Origin of the sequence: Bacillus sp. CCNWLW194, from assembly GCF_037120585.1 — a bacterium.
Classification (GTDB): domain Bacteria; phylum Bacillota; class Bacilli; order Bacillales; family Bacillaceae_G; genus Bacillus_A; species Bacillus_A basilensis.
The window spans coordinates 392,732-412,991 of record NZ_JBBBBL010000001.1 but is presented as its reverse complement, the minus strand read 5'-3'; the positions used below and the strand labels follow the sequence as shown (position 1 = coordinate 412,991).

Sequence of the window (20,260 nt, the reverse complement as noted above, 5' to 3'; positions counted from 1 at the left end):
GATTCTCCTTCCTTTTACGCTTTTCCTACTAAAATCGTCCCCAAACGAATATATGTAGCACCTTCTTCAATCGCAATCGTGTAATCATTAGACATTCCCATTGATAATTCTTTACATGGCGCATGTAATAATTCTAGCTCCTGCACCTCTGTTTGTAGCATACGTAACTCCTTAAAACAGCGTCTGATTTCTTCCTCTTCTTCTGTAAACGGAGCCATTGTCATTAGTCCCACCACTTCAATCTTATCCAATTCTTGCAAACTTTGAATAAAAGAAATGGTTTCTTCTATTGCCAACCCTTGCTTTGATTCTTCAGATGATGTTTTCACTTGAATAAAACATTTCACTTTCTTATCCGCACGTTTTTGAATTTCTTTTGCAAGTGAAAGACGATCTAACGAATGTAAATAATCGATTTCATTAATGATTTCTTTTACTTTTCTCGTTTGTAATGATCCAATAAAATGCCAATTCACTTTTGAACCGAAATGCTCGTACTTCTGTAAGAAACCTTCATTTCTATTTTCACCTAAATCGATAATTCCAGCTTCAATGACTTCGTTTGTTTTTTCAATTCCTACCGTTTTTGTAACCGCAACGAGTTTAATATCTTGCAACGAACGTCCCGCTCGTGCGCAAGATTGTTTAATTGCTTCGTTTACAGTTGTTAAATTTTTTTGTACTGTCACTTGCTTTCTTCCTCCTTAAAACCTATGAAACTCAACATTCTCCCCGTCTTACCCTGATCACGACGATGAGAGAAAAATAGTTGTTCTTCACAGCTTGTACAAAGAGATGACATTACAATATTCTCTTCTTTTATGCCTGCTTGTACACATAATATACGATTAATTTCTTTTAAATTAATTGCATACTGCCCATCAGAAATTTTTTTATAAGGGACAGAACCGTTTACTACTTGTTCTGCCGCTGTTAACACTCGATCATCAACAACGTAACAACAAGATCCAATTGCTGGTCCAATTGCAACATGAATTTCATCACTTGAAATCCCTTCTGCATTCCATTTTTGAATCATTTCTTTTGCAATCTCTTTTACAGTCCCTTTCCATCCAGCATGTGCAAGTCCTATCATACCATGTGATGGTGCATAAAAATAGAGTGGAACACAATCCGCGTAACAAGATGTTAGAAGAACATCATTATTAGTCGTATAAATGCCATCTGTTTTTGAAATGCCGTCTTCATATGAATAGACGCCGCTTCCTTTTTCCTGTTGTCCTACTTTTTCAACATGATGATCATGAACTTGTTCAGAGCAAATCCAGTTTTCTAATGGTTTTTGTAACTTATTAGCTAAAATGCGTCTGTTTTCATGAACGTTCTCCACGATATCATTCACATGTAATCCTAAATTCATCGCATGAAAGGAGCCGGTACTTATCCCACCATCTTTTGTCGTAAATCCAGCAGTAATGTTTCCAAGTTCTTTCCACGCTTGTAAATACAGTATACCGTCCACATATTTAAATGGTTCTCTCATAAAGATGCTCCTTTTAATTAAAATAACAGAAAAAAGCATGGTACTTCCTGTCTATTTTACCATACTTTTATTTTTTCATAATCCTAACAGAAAAAAAAGAGGAATTTGTAATATTCTTTATGAAATTGTCGGTGTTTGTATTGATTCTGTTACAGAATTAACAGGATTTACTCTAACAAGTATGACATCTTCCCCAATTTTCATAATTTCCTCCCAAGGAATTACAATTTCTACATCTTTCCCAAAAATCCCTAACATACGTGCCTGTTTGGAAATGATAATAGATTTAATCTTCCCTGTGTTCATATCGATTTCGATATCTCCAATATTTCCAAGCCTTTTTCCATCTGACACATTTATTATGTCTTTCATCTGCAACTCCGAAATTCGTATCACTTTCATCCCCTCCCTTATATATGACGAATAAAAAAATACTGTTTCTCAAATTAACAGGAAGCACCCTCTACTAATTCCATACTATTTTCATTATATGAACACAGCTACCCTACTATGAGCGTAAACAAACTATATGACATATAAAAAGGTCTCACCATAAATGGTGAAACCTTATCCTTGAATCGTCTTATTCATTTGTTTAATAGCTGATTTCTCTAAACGTGACACTTGTGCTTGAGAAATCCCAATTTCTTCTGCAACTTCCATTTGCGTTTTTCCTTGGAAGAAACGTTTTCGAATAATCATTTTCTCACGATCATTTAAACGCTTCATTCCTTCTTTTAGTGCTAATTCTTCAACCCACTGCTCGTCCTTTTGTTTTTCATCACTTAACTGATCCATAACAAAGATAGGATCTCCTCCATCGTTATAAATCGGCTCAAATAATGAAACTGGATCTTGAATCGCATCTAAAGCAAAAACAATTTCTTCATGAGTCACTTCAAGCACTTTTGCAATATCCATTGCTGTTGGTTCTTTTGAATTTTCTGCAATCAACTTTTCTCTTACTTGTAACGCTTTATACGCAATATCTCGTAATGAGCGAGATACGCGAATTGGATTGTTATCACGCAAATATCTGCGTATTTCCCCAATAATCATCGGCACAGCATACGTTGAAAATTTTACATTTTGGCCTAAATCAAAGTTATCAATGGATTTCATAAGTCCAATGCAACCAACTTGAAATAAATCGTCAACATATTCTCCTCTGTTATTAAATCTTTGGATGACGCTCAGTACAAGACGTAAGTTTCCATTCACTAATTTCTCTCTTGCGCTTATCTCTCCACTTTGCATTTCACGAAATAATTTACGCATTTCATCATTTTTTAGTACGGGAAGTTTAGCTGTATCAACACCGCAAATTTCTACTTTGTTTCTCGTCAAAGTGTTCCCTCCTATCGGGAGTTGCTGTACAGTGTAAAGTATTTCCTTTGAAGGGGATTTTATGCATGCGGTTTTCTCTTCATTTTTCATTTTAGTTTTCTCTCCTCATACAACTAAAGAGAATAAGACCAGCCTAGATAACGGCTGGTCTTATTCTTTACACCATTTTATTAAATTCTTTTCGTAATCTTTTTATGATTCTTTTTTCTAAACGTGAAATGTATGACTGTGAAATCCCAAGCATATCCGCCACATCTTTTTGCGTCTTTTCCTCTCCTCCAGCAAGCCCAAATCGAAGTTCCATAATTTGTTTTTCACGATCATTTAATTGATGTAATGCTTTCATTAGAAGATGACGATCAACAGTAGCTTCTAAATCTTTTGTAATAATATCATCGTCTGTACCTAATACATCAGATAACAAAAGTTCATTCCCATCCCAATCAATGTTAAGCGGTTCATCAAAAGAAACTTCTGAACGATTTTTGTTATTTCGGCGCAAATGCATTAAAATTTCATTTTCTATACAACGTGAGGCATATGTTGCTAATTTTATTTTCTTTTCTGGATTAAATGTATTGACTGCTTTAATAAGACCAATTGTTCCTATACTAATTAAATCTTCAATATTTATCCCTGTATTTTCAAACTTTCTTGCTATATATACAACTAGCCGTAAGTTGCGTTCAATTAGTAATGATCTTGCTGCCTGATCGCCTTTTGGCAATTTATTCAAAAGAACTTCCTCTTCTTCTTTCGTTAACGGCGGTGGCAACGCTTCACTTCCACCAATATAATAAATTTCATCGGTCTTAATTCCTAATTTCAACAATACTTTATACCAAAGATATACTAAATAAAATTTTAATTTCATCATATTATCCCGCCTCCCATTATTAAGCAATTACCATTTTTTGTGAAATTAACATTTTCGGATGCACAATACATTGATACTCTCCATTGGTTGACAACTGTTGTGTATTTAATCCAATCAATACTTTGTTCACGGCAATAGAACTACCTTCATGATAAATTTGCACACTGTCTGGCTTAATTGCCCATAAAAATTGATTCTCTACTCCTACTGCTCGGAAAGGAATTAAACGTAATTTTGTCGCCCACCCAGAATCATTTTCTGGTATTTGAGGAATCTCTGTTTTGGAATAAATTTGTTCTGTTAACCAAGCTGGTAAGCAATGTTCTAATGATGAAATATGCATAATCATAACGGGTGTTTTCGTTAACGGGTCGTAAAGTTGGTTCCCACTATCAATTAAACCTGCGAGTTCTAGTTCCTCTTCAGCTAATTGAATTTTCAATTTCACAATTTGATCATAGTGTATTTTTGTAACCTCTACGCTTTCAATACGCTTTTTAGAAAAATAATAAATTACCGGAAAACCAAAAACAACAAACAACCAGCTAATTGGATCACCGTAAGAAATTGATTGAGATTGGACCAATCCACTTACCATTTCATTCGTTTGCAAAAAGAAATGAGTGCCAATTAACCCTCCGCCAACCATAAAGGTGACAAAGTAAAAAGTAAAAACAGTTTGTGTATAATTTCTAAACGTTGTAAACCCAAATGCTGTATACACAATAAGTAACGAGTACAGTAGTTTCATAATTGGATGTGTCATCATAGAAGCAAAAGGAGTAAAGGCAAAAATAACAATGGTTGAACCTATAAATGCGCCTAACACAAGCCTCCATCTTTTGATCTTCTTTTTTAACACGGTGGCTGATAATAAAAGTAAAAGAAAATCAATGCAGGCGTTTAACAACCAAACAACGTCGGCGTAAACAACCAAACAATTCACCTCTTTATTTAAGTTGAGACTAGTATAATGCATATCCAATAGGAAAGTGTGTCAATTTGCGGAGGTGTTTTTTTGTTATTTTGTGATTTCTAGACATAATCTGTCGTTAAAAAATAAAAGTATATTTTTCATAGAATCATATACTGTTCTACTTACATATAAATGATTTCCTGCAACTTAAAAATTAAGATATATAAAATAAAAAAAGACCTGCTTAGCAGATCTTTTCCCTATATAAAACAAAAAAGGAGCATAAAAGCTCCTTTTCTTTTATCGTCTACGACGATTACGTAAGAATGCTGGAATATCGATATCATCTGAATCTGAATGACGTTCATGTACAACCGGCTCTTCACGCTTCATTTCACGTTTTACTTCACGTTGTTTTGAAGGTTGAGCTACTGGCTGTTGCTGTTGTTGCGTGTGATTCGCATTTGGACGGATAATTGGTTTTGGTGGTTGAGTTGCAATGCTATCATCAAAACCAGTTGCAATTACAGTTACAACGATATCATCTTTTAATCCTTCATTAATAACCGAACCGAAAATCATATTTACTTCTGGATCTGAAGCTGAAGCTACAATGTCTGCCGCTTCTTGTACTTCATATAAGCTTAAGTTAGCTCCACCCGTAATATTCATGATAACACCTTGAGCTCCATCAATAGATGTTTCTAATAACGGACTAGAAATCGCTTTTTTCGCAGCTTCAGCAGCACGATTTTCTCCATTACCAGAACCAATACCCATTAAAGCAGAACCTCTATTAGACATAATTGTCTTTACGTCTGCGAAGTCTAAGTTAATTAAACCTGGTGTTGCAATTAAATCAGAAATACCTTGAACACCTTGACGTAATACGTTATCTGCTTCACGGAACGCTTCTAACATTGGCGTATTTTTATCAACAATCTCTAATAAGCGATCGTTTGGAATTACAATAAGTGTATCTACATTTTCTTTAAATGCCGCAATACCAGATGCTGCTTGTGTTGCACGCTTACGTCCTTCAAATGTAAATGGACGTGTTACAACACCAACTGTTAATGCACCTAATTCTTTTGCAACTTGAGCAACAACTGGAGCTGCACCAGTTCCAGTTCCGCCGCCCATACCAGCAGTTACGAAGACCATATCTGCACCACGAAGTGCTTCTTGGATCTGTTCTTTACTTTCTTCTGCAGCTTTTTTCCCTACTTCAGGGTTTGCACCTGCACCAAGTCCACGTGTTAATTTTCCACCAATTTGCATTTTTGTTTCAGCTTTTGATAGATTTAATGCTTGTGCATCAGTATTCACAGCGATAAAGTCTACACCTTGTACACCGTGTTCAATCATACGGTTTACAGCATTGTTTCCGCCACCGCCGACACCGATAACTTTTATATTCGCTAATTGATCTTGAGTAGTATCAAACTCTAACATGTCGAAATCCCCCTAGAACCTCATTTTTCGTGTCCAATTTTAATCCCATAAATAACGGAATACACGTTTTACTTTTGACATCATACGGTCATCATTTTGATTATTATTGTTTTGATTACGAGTTTTTTGTTTCGCAGGTTGCTGTTGTACCGGCGTTGGTGCTGGAGCTGGTACTGGTTCAAAATGCTCTTGCTTTTCCTGCACATTTTTCCCACGTAATTTAGCTTTTTGATAAGAATGTTTAATTAATCCCACTCCACTTGTATATTGGGGCTCACGCACACCAATATAATCAGGAGTTGCTATACGAACATTTTCATGTAAAATATCATATGCAAGATCAAGGACACCTGGCATAGAAGCAATTCCACCAGTTAGCACATAACCAGAAGCTACTTGCTTTACTCCTAGCTTACGCACTTCATCTTGAACAAACATTAAAATTTCCTCTACACGAGCCTCTATTATATCCGATAATTCCAACTGAGAATATTGTTCTGTTTGATCGCTTCCCATAATAGGAACCGTAAACATCTCTTCTTCAGATGCTGTATCATAAAAAGCATGTCCATATTTCAACTTAATTTGATCTGCATTTTCTGTTGAAGTTTTCAACCCAATCGCAATATCCTTCGTTATATGGTCTCCACCTAATGGTAATACGCTCGTCGCTTGTAACTCTCCATCTTTAAAAATAGATAAAGTTGTAGATCCTCCCCCCATATCAACAAGGGCTACTCCTCTATTTTTTTCATCTGAAGATATAGCAACTGTTGCAGCCGCTAAAGGTTGAAGACAAATATCAACAATTTCAAGACCTGCTTTTTCTACACAACGAAGTAGATTATGTAGTAAAGTTCTCGAGCCTGTAATAAGTGTACCTTCCATTTCTAATCTTACACCGATCATCCCGCGTGGATCGTTAATCTCGTCAAGACCGTCTACGATGAACTGTCGAGGTACCACATCAATAAACTCACGTTCTGGAGCAATTGACACAACTTGTGCTGCATCTAGAACGCGTAAGACATCTTCATTCCCGATTTCACGATCTTCATTTGAAACAGCGACTACTCCGTGACAAGGAAGTAGCTGTACCTGGTTTGCATTGACACCTACTACAACTTGCTCAATGTGGATCCCCACCATGCGCTCAGCTTGTTCAATTGCTTTTTTAATTGATCGAACAGTCTCGTCTATATCAACTATCGATCCCTTCTTTAAACCATTTGATTTTACATTTCCAACACCAATAATGTTTAAGCTGTCATTAACCATTTCACCAATGATGACTTTAACATTGGATGTACCGATGTCAAGACTAACATATATTTCATTGCTGTTCATTCTTTGGCACCTCCTTCTTTATTTATACCATACAACTCAATATATGGAACAACAATCGCAACTTTACTATTTATAAGAAAAATATTCAACGTCTTTATACGTTTCCCTTTTTTAACCCTATATTTTTCTTATTTTTATTTAACATTCATTTAAGAATATCGCAGTAAACTGTGAATATCTGCTTATCTTGAAATAATTCTATTTCAAGTGTAAAGATTACCGCCAAGTATAAGTCTACACTAAGATGTACTCATAGAAAAGTGAAACTTGTACCAATCCTAGTATGAATCTAAGAATTTTTACATCTTTTTCATCAAATGAACCATTCTAGTAAATTTAGACGCATCAAGCAGAACGTTCGTTTTGTTTTTTCTACGATAACGCAGTGAAAACTATCGTTCTATTCTTTTTTTTCTTCCGCTTCTAATTCTTTCGTATATGCCCCTACTTCTAAGTCAATTAATACCTTTTTTCCTGGCTCAATTGTTTTTAAAATAAGCGGATAGGTTTCCATACGTTTTGCGAAATTTTGAATCGTAGTACTCACTTCATACCCTTCATTCATATATAAAGTAAGATGGTCTTCATTCGCATTCGTCGGTGAATAACGAATTTCAGAAATAGACCTTAAAATAGTTGGTGTTAATTTTTCAAGCTCAGCAATTAACTCCTTCATTTTCTCCTCTTTAAAAGGTTCAAAAATTGGCGCTGCAACAGGAAGTTTTCCGTTCGGGAGGACATCAAGTGTTTTCCCGTTCTCTAATAGCGGTTGTAATTTCCCATCTTTGTTTATATAACCAATCGTTAAATATTCTTCAATATGAACATCAATTTTATTTGGAAAACGTTTTTTTACATTTACTGCTTTAATTTCTTTTCGTTTCGTTAGGTTTTCTTCTGCTTTATGTGCTGTCACTCGGAAATAACTTGTATCATACGTCACACCTGATTCCTTCATCACTTGCTCATCTGTCATATAATGATTTCCAAACACACTTATCTTTTTAATATTGCTAAGCGGAGACCGAAAATAAATTAAAAAGAGCACTAATAAAAATAAAATTGATATGTATAAAATCAACCGATGATTAACATTTTTTTTGTTTTTTTTCTGCTGATTTTTTAACTTTGGTACACGATCCTGTAGTTTAATCACTTTACTATTTTTCATGTACGATCCCCCTACGTAACATAAAGAACGGCATGTTCCTCATGCCGTTCTTATCTTCTTATTATAACATAAATGATAATGAGCGGAACGAATAACCGTTATCTTCCAATGATTTCTACTTCTGTATGCATTTCTACGCTAAATTTATCCTTGATTGTTTGTTTTATTAATGCAATTAAAGATAAGACATCTTGGGCGCTGGCTCCCCCAGTATTAATAATAAAATTCCCATGCATTTCAGAAATTTGAGCTCCACCTATTTGATAACCACGAAGCCCGGCCTTTTCTATTAAATCTCCTGCAAAGTATGGAATTGGATTCCGAAATACACTTCCTGCACAAGGATGATTCCATGGCTGTGTTTCACGGCGGTAATCTTTATTCTTTTGCATGAGACTTACGATTCCCTCACGCTCTCCTATCTGTAATTGAAACTCAGCTTCCAAAACAATACCAGGACGTTTCGTTTGTAATATAGATGTACGATAGGAAAACTCCATTTCTCCATGCGTTAACCAGTCAATTGTTCCGTTTTCAAACAAAATAAGAGCTTTTGATAATATGTGTGCTATATCCGATTTATGTGCTCCTGCATTCATATACACTGCACCACCAACACTTCCTGGAATACCACTTGCAAACTCCAGACCGGCTAACCCTTGACGACTCAGTAAAGTTGACAATTTAATAAGGGGATACCCACCACCAACTCTTACTCTATGTTTTTCGACTTCTAAATGGTCTAATCCTTCTCCTAAACGAATAACGACACCTTCTATACCTAGATCAGATACAAGAAGGTTCGAACCGCGACCAATTACAGTCCACTTTGTTTTATATTTTTTTACTAACTGCAAAGTTTTTTCAATACCGGCAATATGCTTTGGCACAATTAAAATATCAGCTGGTCCACCTATTTTCATAGTGGTATAACGCGCTAACGGTTCATTCACTAACACGCGACCAACATTTGCTTCTATAAGCTCATTTACTAATTGCTCCATAAACAATCTCCCCCATACTAAGTATCCTTATTACAGTAGTATGCAGGGCGTTCACCTAACGTTATTTTTTTACAAGCTTATTCATTACTTCATACAGCTTATTTGCTGCATCTGGAATACCTAATTGTGTAGCAGCTAGCTTCATATTTTGTAATGTTTGTGCATCTAATAAAATCTCATCAATATCACGAATAAGCGTTTCAGCTGTTAAATCTTTTTCAAGCAACATTTTTGCTGCCCCTTTATCGACAACAGAACGTGCATTTTTTTCCTGATGGTTATTTGTTACGTAAGGACTCGGAATTAACACACTTGGCTTTCCTAATGCGGTTAATTCTGCAAGTGTTGTTGCCCCAGCTCTTGAAACAACAAGATCTACCCCTGTAAGTACCTCTGGCATATTATGAATGAAAGGTTTAATAATCACATTATTCGGATTCCCTTTTTGCTTCACTGCTTCCATTACTTTGTCATAATGAACTTCACCTGTTACATACAATATTTCGTAACTTTTATTTCCAAACTGTTCAATTGCTTCTACGAAAGCATCGTTAATCGGTCTAGCCCCACGGCTTCCCCCAAAAATAAGTACGGATTTTTTAGGAAGAGATAAACCTACTGAACGTTTTCCTTTCATTCCATTCTGATCCATTACTTCTGATGCTCGTGGATTTCCTGTCATGACAACTTTTGACTGTGGAAAATGTTCTGCAGCCGCTTCAAAACACACCGCAACTTTATCAACATAGCGACTTAAAAATTTATTCGTTACACCAGGTACACTATTTTGTTCATGTACAATAGTTGGAATACCTAATTTTGCCGCAGCATACACAACTGGTCCACATACATATCCACCCGTTCCAATCACAATATCCGGATTAAAACGACGAATATATCGTTTACTATCTTGTACACCCTTTAGGAAACGCATCACCGTTTTCACGTTATCTAACGATATTTTACGCTTAAATCCACTTATAACAATCGATTGAAACGGTATACCTGCTTTTGGAACGATTGTGCTCTCTAATCCATTCTCCGTACCAATATATAAAAACCTTGCTTCCGGATTTAACTTTTTTATTTCTCTTATTAAAGCAAGAGCCGGATAAATATGACCTCCAGTGCCCCCACCACTTACTAATACTCGCACTACTAACTCCTCCGCTTCTCTTTTCTTATTTCAGTCGTATTTATTTCTATATACATCATGTTTCTTCGCGCACATACGAAAAACCCTGTCTTATAAAACAGGGTTTAGTAGCGAGAATGGCGACTTATATTTAATAATACACCTACTGCCATTAACATTAATGTCAAACTCGATCCACCATAACTTAAAAACGGCAAAGTAATACCCGTAACAGGCATCAATCCTGTTACAACACCCACATTAATCATTACTTGAATCGCAATCATCGCCACAATACCTACTGCTAAAAACGTACCATATAAATCTGGCGCTCCTAAAGCTATACGAATCCCACGCCATAATAATAGACTAAATAATAATAACACAAATGAACCACCAATAAAACCTAATTCCTCGGATAAGATTGCAAATATAAAGTCTGTTTGTGGTTCAGGTAAATAAAGAAACTTTTGTCTACTTTGTCCAAGTCCGAGCCCAAATAATCCACCAGGCCCAATTGCGAGTAACGATTGAATAATTTGAAATCCACTTCCAAGCGGATCTGACCACGGATCTAAATATGATGTAATACGTTTCATTCGATACGGTGCTGATGCAATTAGCCCTACAAATCCTGCTATACCTAGCAAACCAAACATTGCAAAGTGAAAGACCCTTGCTCCCGAGATAAATATCATAATGATACATGTCCCAACCATTACCGTTCCTGTGCCAAGATCTGGCTGTAACATAATCATCCCAAAAGCAAGAAATACAAAACCAAGAGCTGGTAGTAAACCACGTTTAAAAGAGGTAATTAATTTTTGTCGTTCCGCTAAAAATTTTGCTAAGAAAATAATCATCGCAAACTTCATAAATTCTGACGGTTGAATGGAAAATGCCCCGATTCCAATCCAACTTCGCGCTCCTCCTCGGACAAGTCCTACCCCTGGAATAAGAACAAGAATAAGAAGAATGAAGCAAACTAGCAAAATTACTTTTGAATACGTACGCCACACCCAATAATCAATTTTCATGATAAAAAACATAGCCATTACACCAAGACTTGCAAATAACAATTGCCTTTTTGCAAAAAAGAATGAGTCCCCCATTTTATAAGAGGCCCAAACCGCACTCGCACTATACACCATAATCATTCCGATTGTTAACAACGCAAGTGTAACGATGATGAGAATAAAATCAGGCGTTTTCTTCATTACCCATAAACACCACCTCTTTAGGCAGAAACTTTTGCCCTATGTAACAAAACATCAGTAGGTGTTAGCCTACTGATGTTTTGATTTACTTTATATAAGTTTATGCACAGCTTGTATAAAAATGTCTCCTCTTTCTTCAAATGTTTTAAATTGATCCCAGCTTGCACATGCTGGAGAAAGAAGAATTACATCGCCATCTGTAGAATGAGCATAAGCTTTCACTACCGCTTCATCTAAAGTATCGACACTTTCAATTGTACCTAATCCCGCTTTTTCTGCAGCTCTTACTAATTTTGGAGCTGTTTGTCCAAATGTTACAATTGCTTTTACATTTTTGAAATACTGAATTAAATCATCGAATTCATTTCCACGATCAAGCCCACCTGCTAATAACACAATCGGTTGTGTAAACGCAGATAAAGCTTTCTCAGTCGCTAACATATTCGTTGCTTTTGAGTCATTATAAAACTTACGGTTGTTAAGAGTTGTTACATATTCTAAACGATGTTTTACACCTGTAAAACGTTTTAACACCGCCGTAATCGCTTCATTAGAAACACCCAGTAATTTTGCGATACTCATCGCCGCTAAAATATTTTCTAAATTATGCTGACCAGGTAAAACGATATCGCCTACTTCAACAACTTTTTCACCTTTAAAATAAAGAGCATTATCTTTTATACACGCACCATCTTCAATTTCTTTCGTTGTCGAGAATAGTACTTTTTGTCCTTTACTATAAGCAGATAGAGCCATCACATCTGCATCATCTGCATTTATTACACTATAATCATTTTCTGTTTGGTTTTTAAAAATATTTGCTTTCGCTAAACCATATTCCTTCTTCGTCCCATGATAATCTAAGTGGGCCTCAAATAAATTTAAAAACGCAGCAATTTTAGGTTGGAACAATTCTACTCCCATCAATTGGAACGATGAAAGTTCTGTAACTACAACTTCATTTTCTTTTGCATCCTGTGCTACTTCACACGCTACAGTTCCAATGTTCCCTGCAATTACAGGATGCTTTTGTCCTTCTTTTAGCATTTCAAATGTAAGCATTGTCGTCGTCGTTTTACCGTTAGATCCCGTAATCCCAACAAATGGTGCTTCTGCGATACGATATGCTAATTCAACTTCCGTAACAATTGGAATTTGCTTTTCTTTCGCAGCAACTAATATTGGATTAGAATACGGGATTCCTGGATTTTTTACTACAAGAGAAATATTTCTCTCTAATAACTCTAAAGGATGACCACCGCATACAACGTCCATTCCTTTTGCTTGTAATTCTGCAGCAAGTACATTTTCTGCTAAAGGCTTTCCGTCATTTACAATAACATTTGCCCCTAATTTTTGTAACAACGTAGCTGCTGCATAACCACTTTTTGCAATGCCTAATACAAGAATATTTTTATTTTGAAATTCAGTTACAGTTTTCAATTACATCCACACCCCGATATAAATTCCTAACACAGCTAATAAAAATCCTACAGACCAAAACGTCACAACAACACGCCACTCTGACCAACCACATAATTCATAATGATGGTGTAATGGACTCATTTTAAAGACACGTTTTCCTGTTGTTTTAAACGAAATAACCTGAATAATAACAGATAAAGTTTCCATTACGAATACGCCACCAATAATTACAAGTAGCAATTCTTGTTTTAATAAAATTGCTACAGCTGCAATGGCTCCCCCTAAAGCTAAGGAACCTGTATCTCCCATAAACACTTTCGCTGGATTTGCATTAAATACTAAAAATCCAAGTACAGCTCCTACAACTGCCATACAGAATATCGCTACTCCAAACTGCTCTTGTGCTACAGCAATAATACTAAACGCTCCAAATGCAATAGCCGCTGTTCCTGATAATAAACCATCTAAACCGTCAGTTAAGTTAACTGCATTTGATCCACCAATAAGCATAAATAGTACAAGTACAAAATAAGCCCAACCTAATTCAAACTTAACATCCGTTCCCGGAATCATGATGTATGTGTGGAACGCTTGCCCTTTTCCAATTAAAAAGAATGCAATAGCAATAACAAGCTGACCTACTAATTTTTGTTTTGATGTTAAACCAAGGTTTCTCTTCTTAACTACCTTTATGTAGTCATCTAAAAATCCAATTAATCCGTAACCAAATGTCACTAATAATAATAACGAAACCTCTGCACCTAAATGATTAAACTTAATCGCCATAATAAGTGAAGTTACCATCATAGATACATATATGACAATACCACCCATTGTTGGAGTCCCTGATTTTTTTTGATGTGACTTTGGTCCCTCATCACGAATGCTCTGTCCGAACTTTAATTTCCTTAAAAATGGAATAAACAATGGCGAAAGGGCAACAGAAATTAAGAATGCTACCCCAGCCGTTACTAATAAACCTTGCTCAAGCACATGTAGTCCTCCTCTCATGTTGTTACTCTTCGTTGTTTAAACGCTCTGTAATTGCTTCTTTAGCGACTTCACGATCGTCAAAATGATGAACGTCTTTTCCAATAATTTGATACGTTTCATGACCTTTACCAGCAATAATAATGATGTCTTCAGCTTTCGCGTTAGCAATTGCATGGCATATCGCTTCTTTTCTATCAATAATCACTTCATAATTATTCCCATTTGCACCCTGTACCATATCATCTAAAATAGCCCCCGGCTCTTCACTTCTTGGATTATCTGAAGTGTAAATTGCATGAGTTGCATATTTTGTTGCGACACTTGCCATGATTGGTCTCTTTGTACGATCTCTATCACCGCCACAACCGACGATACAATATACGTCACCTTTTGCAAACTGTTTTGCTGTTTTCAATACATTCTCTAAGCTATCTGGCGTATGTGCATAATCAACAATAACTGTATAATTTTGTCCACCATCAACCACTTCAAAACGTCCTGGAACTCCAGCTAGATTCTTTATCACATCAATGACCGTTTCTAAACTTACACCGGAAACAAGTCCTGCCGCTGTTGCCGCTAGTACGTTATATACATTAAATTTCCCAATCAATTTCATCGTAACATTTACACTTTCATACGGTGTTACAAGCGTAAACGTAGTTCCACCACTCGTCATAACGATATCTTTGGCCATAATATCACTTGTTGTATCAATTCCATACGTTACAACAGTTGCTGCAGTACTTCTCATGTACTCCTCTGTTACAGCATCATCGTTATTCAGTACCGCGTACTTTTCACGATTATGGTTATAACTATTGCCAAGTTGTGCAAATAACAACCCTTTGGCATGTTTATATTCTTCCATCGTTTTATGATAGTCTAAATGATCTTGTGTTAAATTTGTAAACACTGCTACATCGTAATCACATCCGTGTACACGACCAAGATCTAAAGCATGCGACGAAACTTCCATTACTGTGCTATCCACACTGTGTTCAACCATTTTTGAAAACGTCTGTTGAAGTGTTAGTGCATCTGGCGTTGTATTTTTCACCTCAAATGTTTCATCACCGATTTTCATATTAATCGTTCCAATTAGCCCTGTTTTATGACCATGTGCGCGCATAATCTCATCCATAATATGCGATGTTGTTGTCTTTCCATTTGTACCTGTAATTCCGATTAAATGTAACTTGTGCGTTGGTTGACCATAAAAATAATCAGCTAAAACCGCTAACGAACGAAAAGTATTTTTCACAAGTACAACTGGAACGTCAACATCAATTGGTCTTTCCGCAACAATAGCAGCCGCTCCTTGTGCCGCTGCTTGCTTAGCAAAATCATGGCTATCAACCGTATACCCTTTCATACATACAAATAAGCTTCCTTCTTTCACTTTACGTGAATCAGCTTCTATAGATGTGATTTCTGGATTTTCTTTTGGAACAACTGGAAAATCATGCAAACATGATACAAGTGTATGCAACTTCATTTCACTAAACCCTCTCTACATTGTGTATTTATCTCTTTTTTTAATAAGCAACACGCTACCTCCTAATTATGTGAAATAGGAGGTAGGTGCTACTGTGTCTAATAAATAGACCTATTTATAACTGAAACCCTTACGGCCTCAAATTAAGTAACTCTTCTATAAAGAACTCACTTCCACCAATTGTACCATAAAACGTACTAGGTTACCTTTAATTCCCGAAGTAAATTCTAATTTTTGAGCCTTCTTTCACTTTAGCTCCTGCTTCTGGGGATTGTTTAATGACTTTCTCTCCATCTCCACTTATATCAAGCTTCAAATCGACGAGTTGCGTCTGTAAGTCTTTCTTTTTCATACCAATTAAATTCGGAACTTCCACAGTTGGTATATCGCCCCATTTATATTCTCTCTCAACTTGTTCTTTTCTCGGTTTCACTCCCATAACAGGAAGTGCATCCCGAAGAATATTCCCAACAATTGGAGCTGCTACTACTCCACCAAATTGCGTTACACCTTTCGGATTATCAACAGCAACATAGACAACAATTTCCGGATCATCTGCTGGAGCAAAGCCGATAAAAGATACTATATAATTATTCTCTAAATATTTACCATCTTTCACCTTTTGAGCCGTACCTGTTTTTCCACCTACACGATACCCATCAATGAAAGCACCTTTACCAGATCCCTTTGCTACAACATTCTCTAATGCATACCGAACTTTTTCTGAAGTTTCCTTGGAAATAACTTTTCTTTTTTCCACAGGTGTCTTTTTACTTACAACTTGATTATTTTTCGGATCAATAAATTCTTTAGCTATATACGGTTGATACAATGTTCCACCATTTACAGCCGCCGCTACTGCTGCTACTTGTTGAATTGGTGTTACAGAAACGCCTTGACCGAATGAAGTGGTTGCTTGTTCGACTGGACCGACTTTATCTAAATTAAATAAAATCCCACTACCTTCACCTTGCAAATCGATTCCGGTTTTCTGCCCAAAACCGAAATTACGAATGTATTTAAACAATCGGTCTTTACCAAGACGATCACCCAGTTCAATAAATCCCGGGTTACAAGAGTTTTGAACTACTTCTAAAAACGTTTGGCTACCATGGCCTCCCGCTTTCCAGCATTTCAATCTAGCTCCACCAACTTCAGCTGCTCCATCATCATAAAACGTATCTTTCTCTAAGTCTACTAAATTTTCATTCAAGGCTGCGGCTAACGTAATGATCTTAAATGTTGAACCAGGCTCATACGTACTCCATACCGGTAAATTTCTATTATACACTTCTGGAGAAACACTTTGAAAATCCGCTGGATCAAAGCTCGGCCGACTCGACATACCTAAAATTTCACCATTTTTCGGATTCATTGCGATCGCAATCATACCATCTGGATTATATGTCGACTCTGCAATATTCATTTCTCTTTCCATAATTCTATTAATACGTGCATCAATTGTTAAACCTAAATTCAAACCAGCTTCTGGTTTTTTGAAATCATCGCCAACATTAGGCATCCTTTGTCCTTTTGCATCCGCAAAAAAACGCACATGACCATCATCACCATTTAGCTCTTTATCATAATATTTTTCTAGTCCCATAAGACCTTGGTTATCACTACCTGCAAACCCTAATACGTGTGATAGAAAGTTTCCAAATGGATAGTACCGGATAGAGTCCTCTGCGATATAAACACCTTTCAAACTTAATCCTCGTACCTCTTTCGCTTTATCATGTGATATTTTCCTTCCGCCTTTATCTAACCTTACAATCGATTCTTTTTTTGTAATTCGCTTATAAACCTCATCTTTTTCCACACCTAATACTGCAGCTAACTTCTCTGCAGTCTCTGCTGGTTTTTCAATTTGCCTCGGTACAACAAAGACAGTTGGGGCACTTTTATTTGTGGCAAGTTCCACACCATTTCGGTCTAAAATTTTCCCACGTTCAGGTTCAAAAGTAATATTACGACTCCATGAATCCTTCGCACGATCCGTTAACATATTGCCAAGAAAAAATTGCACATATCCAAGACGAATATCGATGATAGTGAAAATAAGTATACCTGATATGAGTATAAAAATAAGTCGTTTTCTAACTGTTACATTTGATACACGCATATTGGAACAAGCCTCCCTTACGCCTAGCTTGTTCCAAATATATGCTTGTACTTATTTAATTAGAACTTCTTCTCTTTTACCATTACGGTTTTTCTGCTTCTTGTTGTGGTTCAAGTGGCGGTACAAGTGTTACACCTAACTCTGTACCAGGTTGTAACAATGTTCCTTCTGCCACACTTTGTTCGGTTACATATCCGGTACCAGTAGGTTTTAGGTTAAGCTTTAATGTTTTTGCTAAATTCATAACATCACGCAGTGCCCAGCCTTGTATATTTGGCATTGTAGGTTTATCTCCTACTAAGAAAACTCGGTCACCCTTCAATGTTTGCTCAGTCGCTTTCGGTACTTGTTGCTGTACTTTCCCTTCACCTAATACGATTGGACGAAGTTTTGCCTTTTCAATGGCTTTTTTCGCTTCTTCCATCGTTTTTTCTGTTACATCCGGAACAGCAGTTTGCTGCTCTTTCACATATTTCTTCGGATCTTTCACTTCATTAGGCTTAATCTTTAAATACTCTAAACTATTTTTTGTTACATATTTAAAAATATCAGCTAAAGGCTGTGCGCCATTCTCATCATCTTTCAATTTTGGCTGTTTAACAGCTACATACACAACAAGTTGTGGATCGTCCATAGGTGCCATCCCTAAGAATGAGAATATATAATTCTCTCTTCCTGTCATATAGCCACCTTTTCCATCCGGAATTTGTGCTGTCCCTGTTTTACCACCAACTGAATATCCATCGACTTTATAAGCAGTTCCTGTTCCTTTCGGCGATGTAACAACGCGTTCTAATAACTGTCTTACTTGCGCTGCTGTTTCTTTTGTAACAGGTTTCCCCACTTCTTCTGGCTTATGTTCTAATTTTACTTCTCCTGTTATTGGATCTACAATTTTATCAATTGTATAAGGCTTCATCATTTTCCCATCATTTGCAATAGCAGTTGCAGCTTGTACAAGCTGAATTGGTGTTACAGTAGAACCTTGCCCAAAAGCTGTTGTTACCTGCTGTATTTGCTGATCGAATACAATGGTATTTGAACCTTCACCAGGTAAATCAATATTCGTTTTTTCATCTAATCCAAAGCTATGAATATATTTCCGGAAACGTTCTGGACCAAGTTTTTGATCCCCTAAAATTGCAAACGCTACGTTGGAAGAACGCTCTACCCCTTCATCAAACGTGATAGATCCCCATCCAGCACCGCCGTTATGATCTTTTATTTTTCGGTTCCCGACAGGATATGTACCAGACTGATAATAATCTTGTCCCTTATACACACCTTCATTAATAGCTGCTGCTAGCGTGAAAATTTTCATTGTTGATCCAGGTTCAAATGCATTTGCAATTGCGTCATTGAAGAAATATTCAATTTGACGATCATTTGGATCATAACTAGGTTTACTAGACATCCCTAATATTTTTCCTGTTTTTGGATCCGCAACAATCCCTATTAAATTTTCTGGTTCATAATGTTTACTCGCTTCTTTCATCGCATCTTCTAAATAACTTTGAATACGTTGATCTATCGTTAAATACGCGTTATCTCCGTTTTTAGGTGCCTCTACGTTCACTTTTCCACCATCTAGCGATACACCCTTACGATCCCCTGTATAAGCTACTTTTCCGTTAGAAGCACTTAAATATTTATCCAAACTTTGTTCTAAGCCAAATTGACCTACCGAGGTTCCCTTTTCATTCGGCTTCGCATGACCTATAACGTAAGATGCAAAATCACCGTTTGGATACACTCTTGCATTTTCAGTAATAAAAGATATTCCCGGTAATTTCAATGCTTCTATTTGTTCTTTCTGTTCTTTCGTCAAATCTTTACCTAGCGTTCCAAATTCGACTTGACTTTTATCTTTTTTATTTAATGTAGCTAAAATCTTCTCTTCATCTTTTCCGAGTACTCCCGCAATTTTCTTTGCAGTGTCCTCTTTATTCTCAACCGGCTTCGTACCTTTTAGTTCCGCTACAAGTTTATAAGAGTTTGCATCTTGCGCTAACACATGACCGTTTTGATCATAAATCGTCCCGCGGTTTGCTTCCAGTACTCCTGTTTTACTATGTTTTTGCTTAGCAAGTTCATTCAAATCCTGATTATGCACTGTTCCTGTCGCTTGTATGTAAAAAAATCGGGCTAATAACAGCAAAAAGAGCAGGAGGAATAAAATCATAAAATACCCTGCTCCCTTATTGGTATGAAATTTAGTCATATTTCTATTCATTTTCCCTTCACAC

Annotated in this window: 17 protein-coding genes; all 17 read right to left on the bottom strand. The window is 36.4% G+C overall.

Annotation, left to right across the window (positions count from 1 at the left end; all coding sequences use genetic code 11):
• Nucleotides 1–14 precede the first annotated feature (14 nt).
• Entirely contained in the window at nucleotides 15–689 is a 675-nt protein-coding gene (locus V7S50_RS02340; RefSeq protein WP_063221169.1) for a YggS family pyridoxal phosphate-dependent enzyme, read from the bottom strand.
• Nucleotides 686–1,504: a peptidoglycan editing factor PgeF gene (gene pgeF / locus V7S50_RS02335; protein WP_063221170.1), complete on the bottom strand. Its 819-nt coding sequence runs from the start codon at nucleotides 1,502–1,504 to the stop codon at nucleotides 686–688. The genes V7S50_RS02340 and pgeF overlap by 4 nt, the downstream gene beginning before the upstream one ends.
• Nucleotides 1,505–1,621: 117 nt before the next feature.
• Nucleotides 1,622–1,906 carry a YlmC/YmxH family sporulation protein gene (locus V7S50_RS02330; RefSeq protein WP_097950731.1) on the bottom strand — a complete coding sequence of 95 codons (285 nt, stop codon included), beginning with the start codon at nucleotides 1,904–1,906 and terminating at the stop codon, nucleotides 1,622–1,624.
• 165 nt (nucleotides 1,907–2,071) lie between these two features.
• The gene (gene sigG, locus V7S50_RS02325) at nucleotides 2,072–2,851 is read right to left on the bottom strand and encodes an RNA polymerase sporulation sigma factor SigG (RefSeq protein ID WP_000197753.1); all 780 of its coding nucleotides are present in this window, start codon (nucleotides 2,849–2,851) and stop codon (nucleotides 2,072–2,074) included.
• 157 nt (nucleotides 2,852–3,008) lie between these two features.
• Nucleotides 3,009–3,728, bottom strand: coding sequence for an RNA polymerase sporulation sigma factor SigE (gene sigE, locus V7S50_RS02320; RefSeq protein WP_000976948.1), 720 nt, complete (start codon nucleotides 3,726–3,728; stop codon nucleotides 3,009–3,011).
• 19 nt (nucleotides 3,729–3,747) lie between these two features.
• Nucleotides 3,748–4,665 (bottom strand): sigma-E processing peptidase SpoIIGA, encoded by a 918-nt coding sequence (gene spoIIGA / locus V7S50_RS02315; RefSeq protein ID WP_242252043.1) that lies wholly within the window; start codon nucleotides 4,663–4,665, stop codon nucleotides 3,748–3,750.
• A 279-nt stretch (nucleotides 4,666–4,944) separates the two neighbouring features.
• Nucleotides 4,945–6,099: a cell division protein FtsZ gene (gene ftsZ, locus V7S50_RS02310; RefSeq protein WP_000888984.1), complete on the bottom strand. Its 1,155-nt coding sequence runs from the start codon at nucleotides 6,097–6,099 to the stop codon at nucleotides 4,945–4,947.
• Between the two features lie 39 nt (nucleotides 6,100–6,138).
• Entirely contained in the window at nucleotides 6,139–7,446 is a 1,308-nt protein-coding gene (gene ftsA, locus V7S50_RS02305) for a cell division protein FtsA (RefSeq protein ID WP_001087553.1), read from the bottom strand.
• A gap of 400 nt (nucleotides 7,447–7,846) precedes the next feature.
• Nucleotides 7,847–8,617, bottom strand: coding sequence for a cell division protein DivIB (gene divIB, locus V7S50_RS02300; protein WP_063221172.1), 771 nt, complete (start codon nucleotides 8,615–8,617; stop codon nucleotides 7,847–7,849).
• A gap of 98 nt (nucleotides 8,618–8,715) precedes the next feature.
• Complete coding sequence (gene murB / locus V7S50_RS02295) at nucleotides 8,716–9,621, bottom strand: UDP-N-acetylmuramate dehydrogenase (RefSeq protein WP_098555027.1); 906 nt, start codon at nucleotides 9,619–9,621, stop codon at nucleotides 8,716–8,718.
• 61 nt (nucleotides 9,622–9,682) lie between these two features.
• Nucleotides 9,683–10,777: an undecaprenyldiphospho-muramoylpentapeptide beta-N-acetylglucosaminyltransferase gene (murG, locus tag V7S50_RS02290; protein ID WP_016086554.1), complete on the bottom strand. Its 1,095-nt coding sequence runs from the start codon at nucleotides 10,775–10,777 to the stop codon at nucleotides 9,683–9,685.
• Nucleotides 10,778–10,881: 104 nt separating this feature from the next.
• The gene (spoVE, locus tag V7S50_RS02285) at nucleotides 10,882–11,973 is read right to left on the bottom strand and encodes a stage V sporulation protein E (protein WP_060632038.1); all 1,092 of its coding nucleotides are present in this window, start codon (nucleotides 11,971–11,973) and stop codon (nucleotides 10,882–10,884) included.
• Nucleotides 11,974–12,063: 90 nt separating this feature from the next.
• A complete protein-coding gene (gene murD, locus V7S50_RS02280; protein ID WP_242252045.1) occupies nucleotides 12,064–13,416 on the bottom strand; it encodes a UDP-N-acetylmuramoyl-L-alanine--D-glutamate ligase in 1,353 nt (450 codons plus the stop codon).
• On the bottom strand, nucleotides 13,417–14,391 hold the full coding sequence (gene mraY / locus V7S50_RS02275) for a phospho-N-acetylmuramoyl-pentapeptide-transferase (protein ID WP_000893058.1): 975 nt from the start codon (nucleotides 14,389–14,391) through the stop codon (nucleotides 13,417–13,419).
• A gap of 22 nt (nucleotides 14,392–14,413) precedes the next feature.
• Nucleotides 14,414–15,889, bottom strand: coding sequence for a UDP-N-acetylmuramoyl-L-alanyl-D-glutamate--2,6-diaminopimelate ligase (murE, locus tag V7S50_RS02270; protein WP_242252047.1), 1,476 nt, complete (start codon nucleotides 15,887–15,889; stop codon nucleotides 14,414–14,416).
• Between the two features lie 208 nt (nucleotides 15,890–16,097).
• Complete coding sequence (locus tag V7S50_RS02265; RefSeq protein ID WP_063221176.1) at nucleotides 16,098–18,014, bottom strand: stage V sporulation protein D; 1,917 nt, start codon at nucleotides 18,012–18,014, stop codon at nucleotides 16,098–16,100.
• An 82-nt stretch (nucleotides 18,015–18,096) separates the two neighbouring features.
• Nucleotides 18,097–20,247: a penicillin-binding protein gene (locus tag V7S50_RS02260; RefSeq protein ID WP_435817075.1), complete on the bottom strand. Its 2,151-nt coding sequence runs from the start codon at nucleotides 20,245–20,247 to the stop codon at nucleotides 18,097–18,099.
• Nucleotides 20,248–20,260 lie beyond the last annotated feature (13 nt).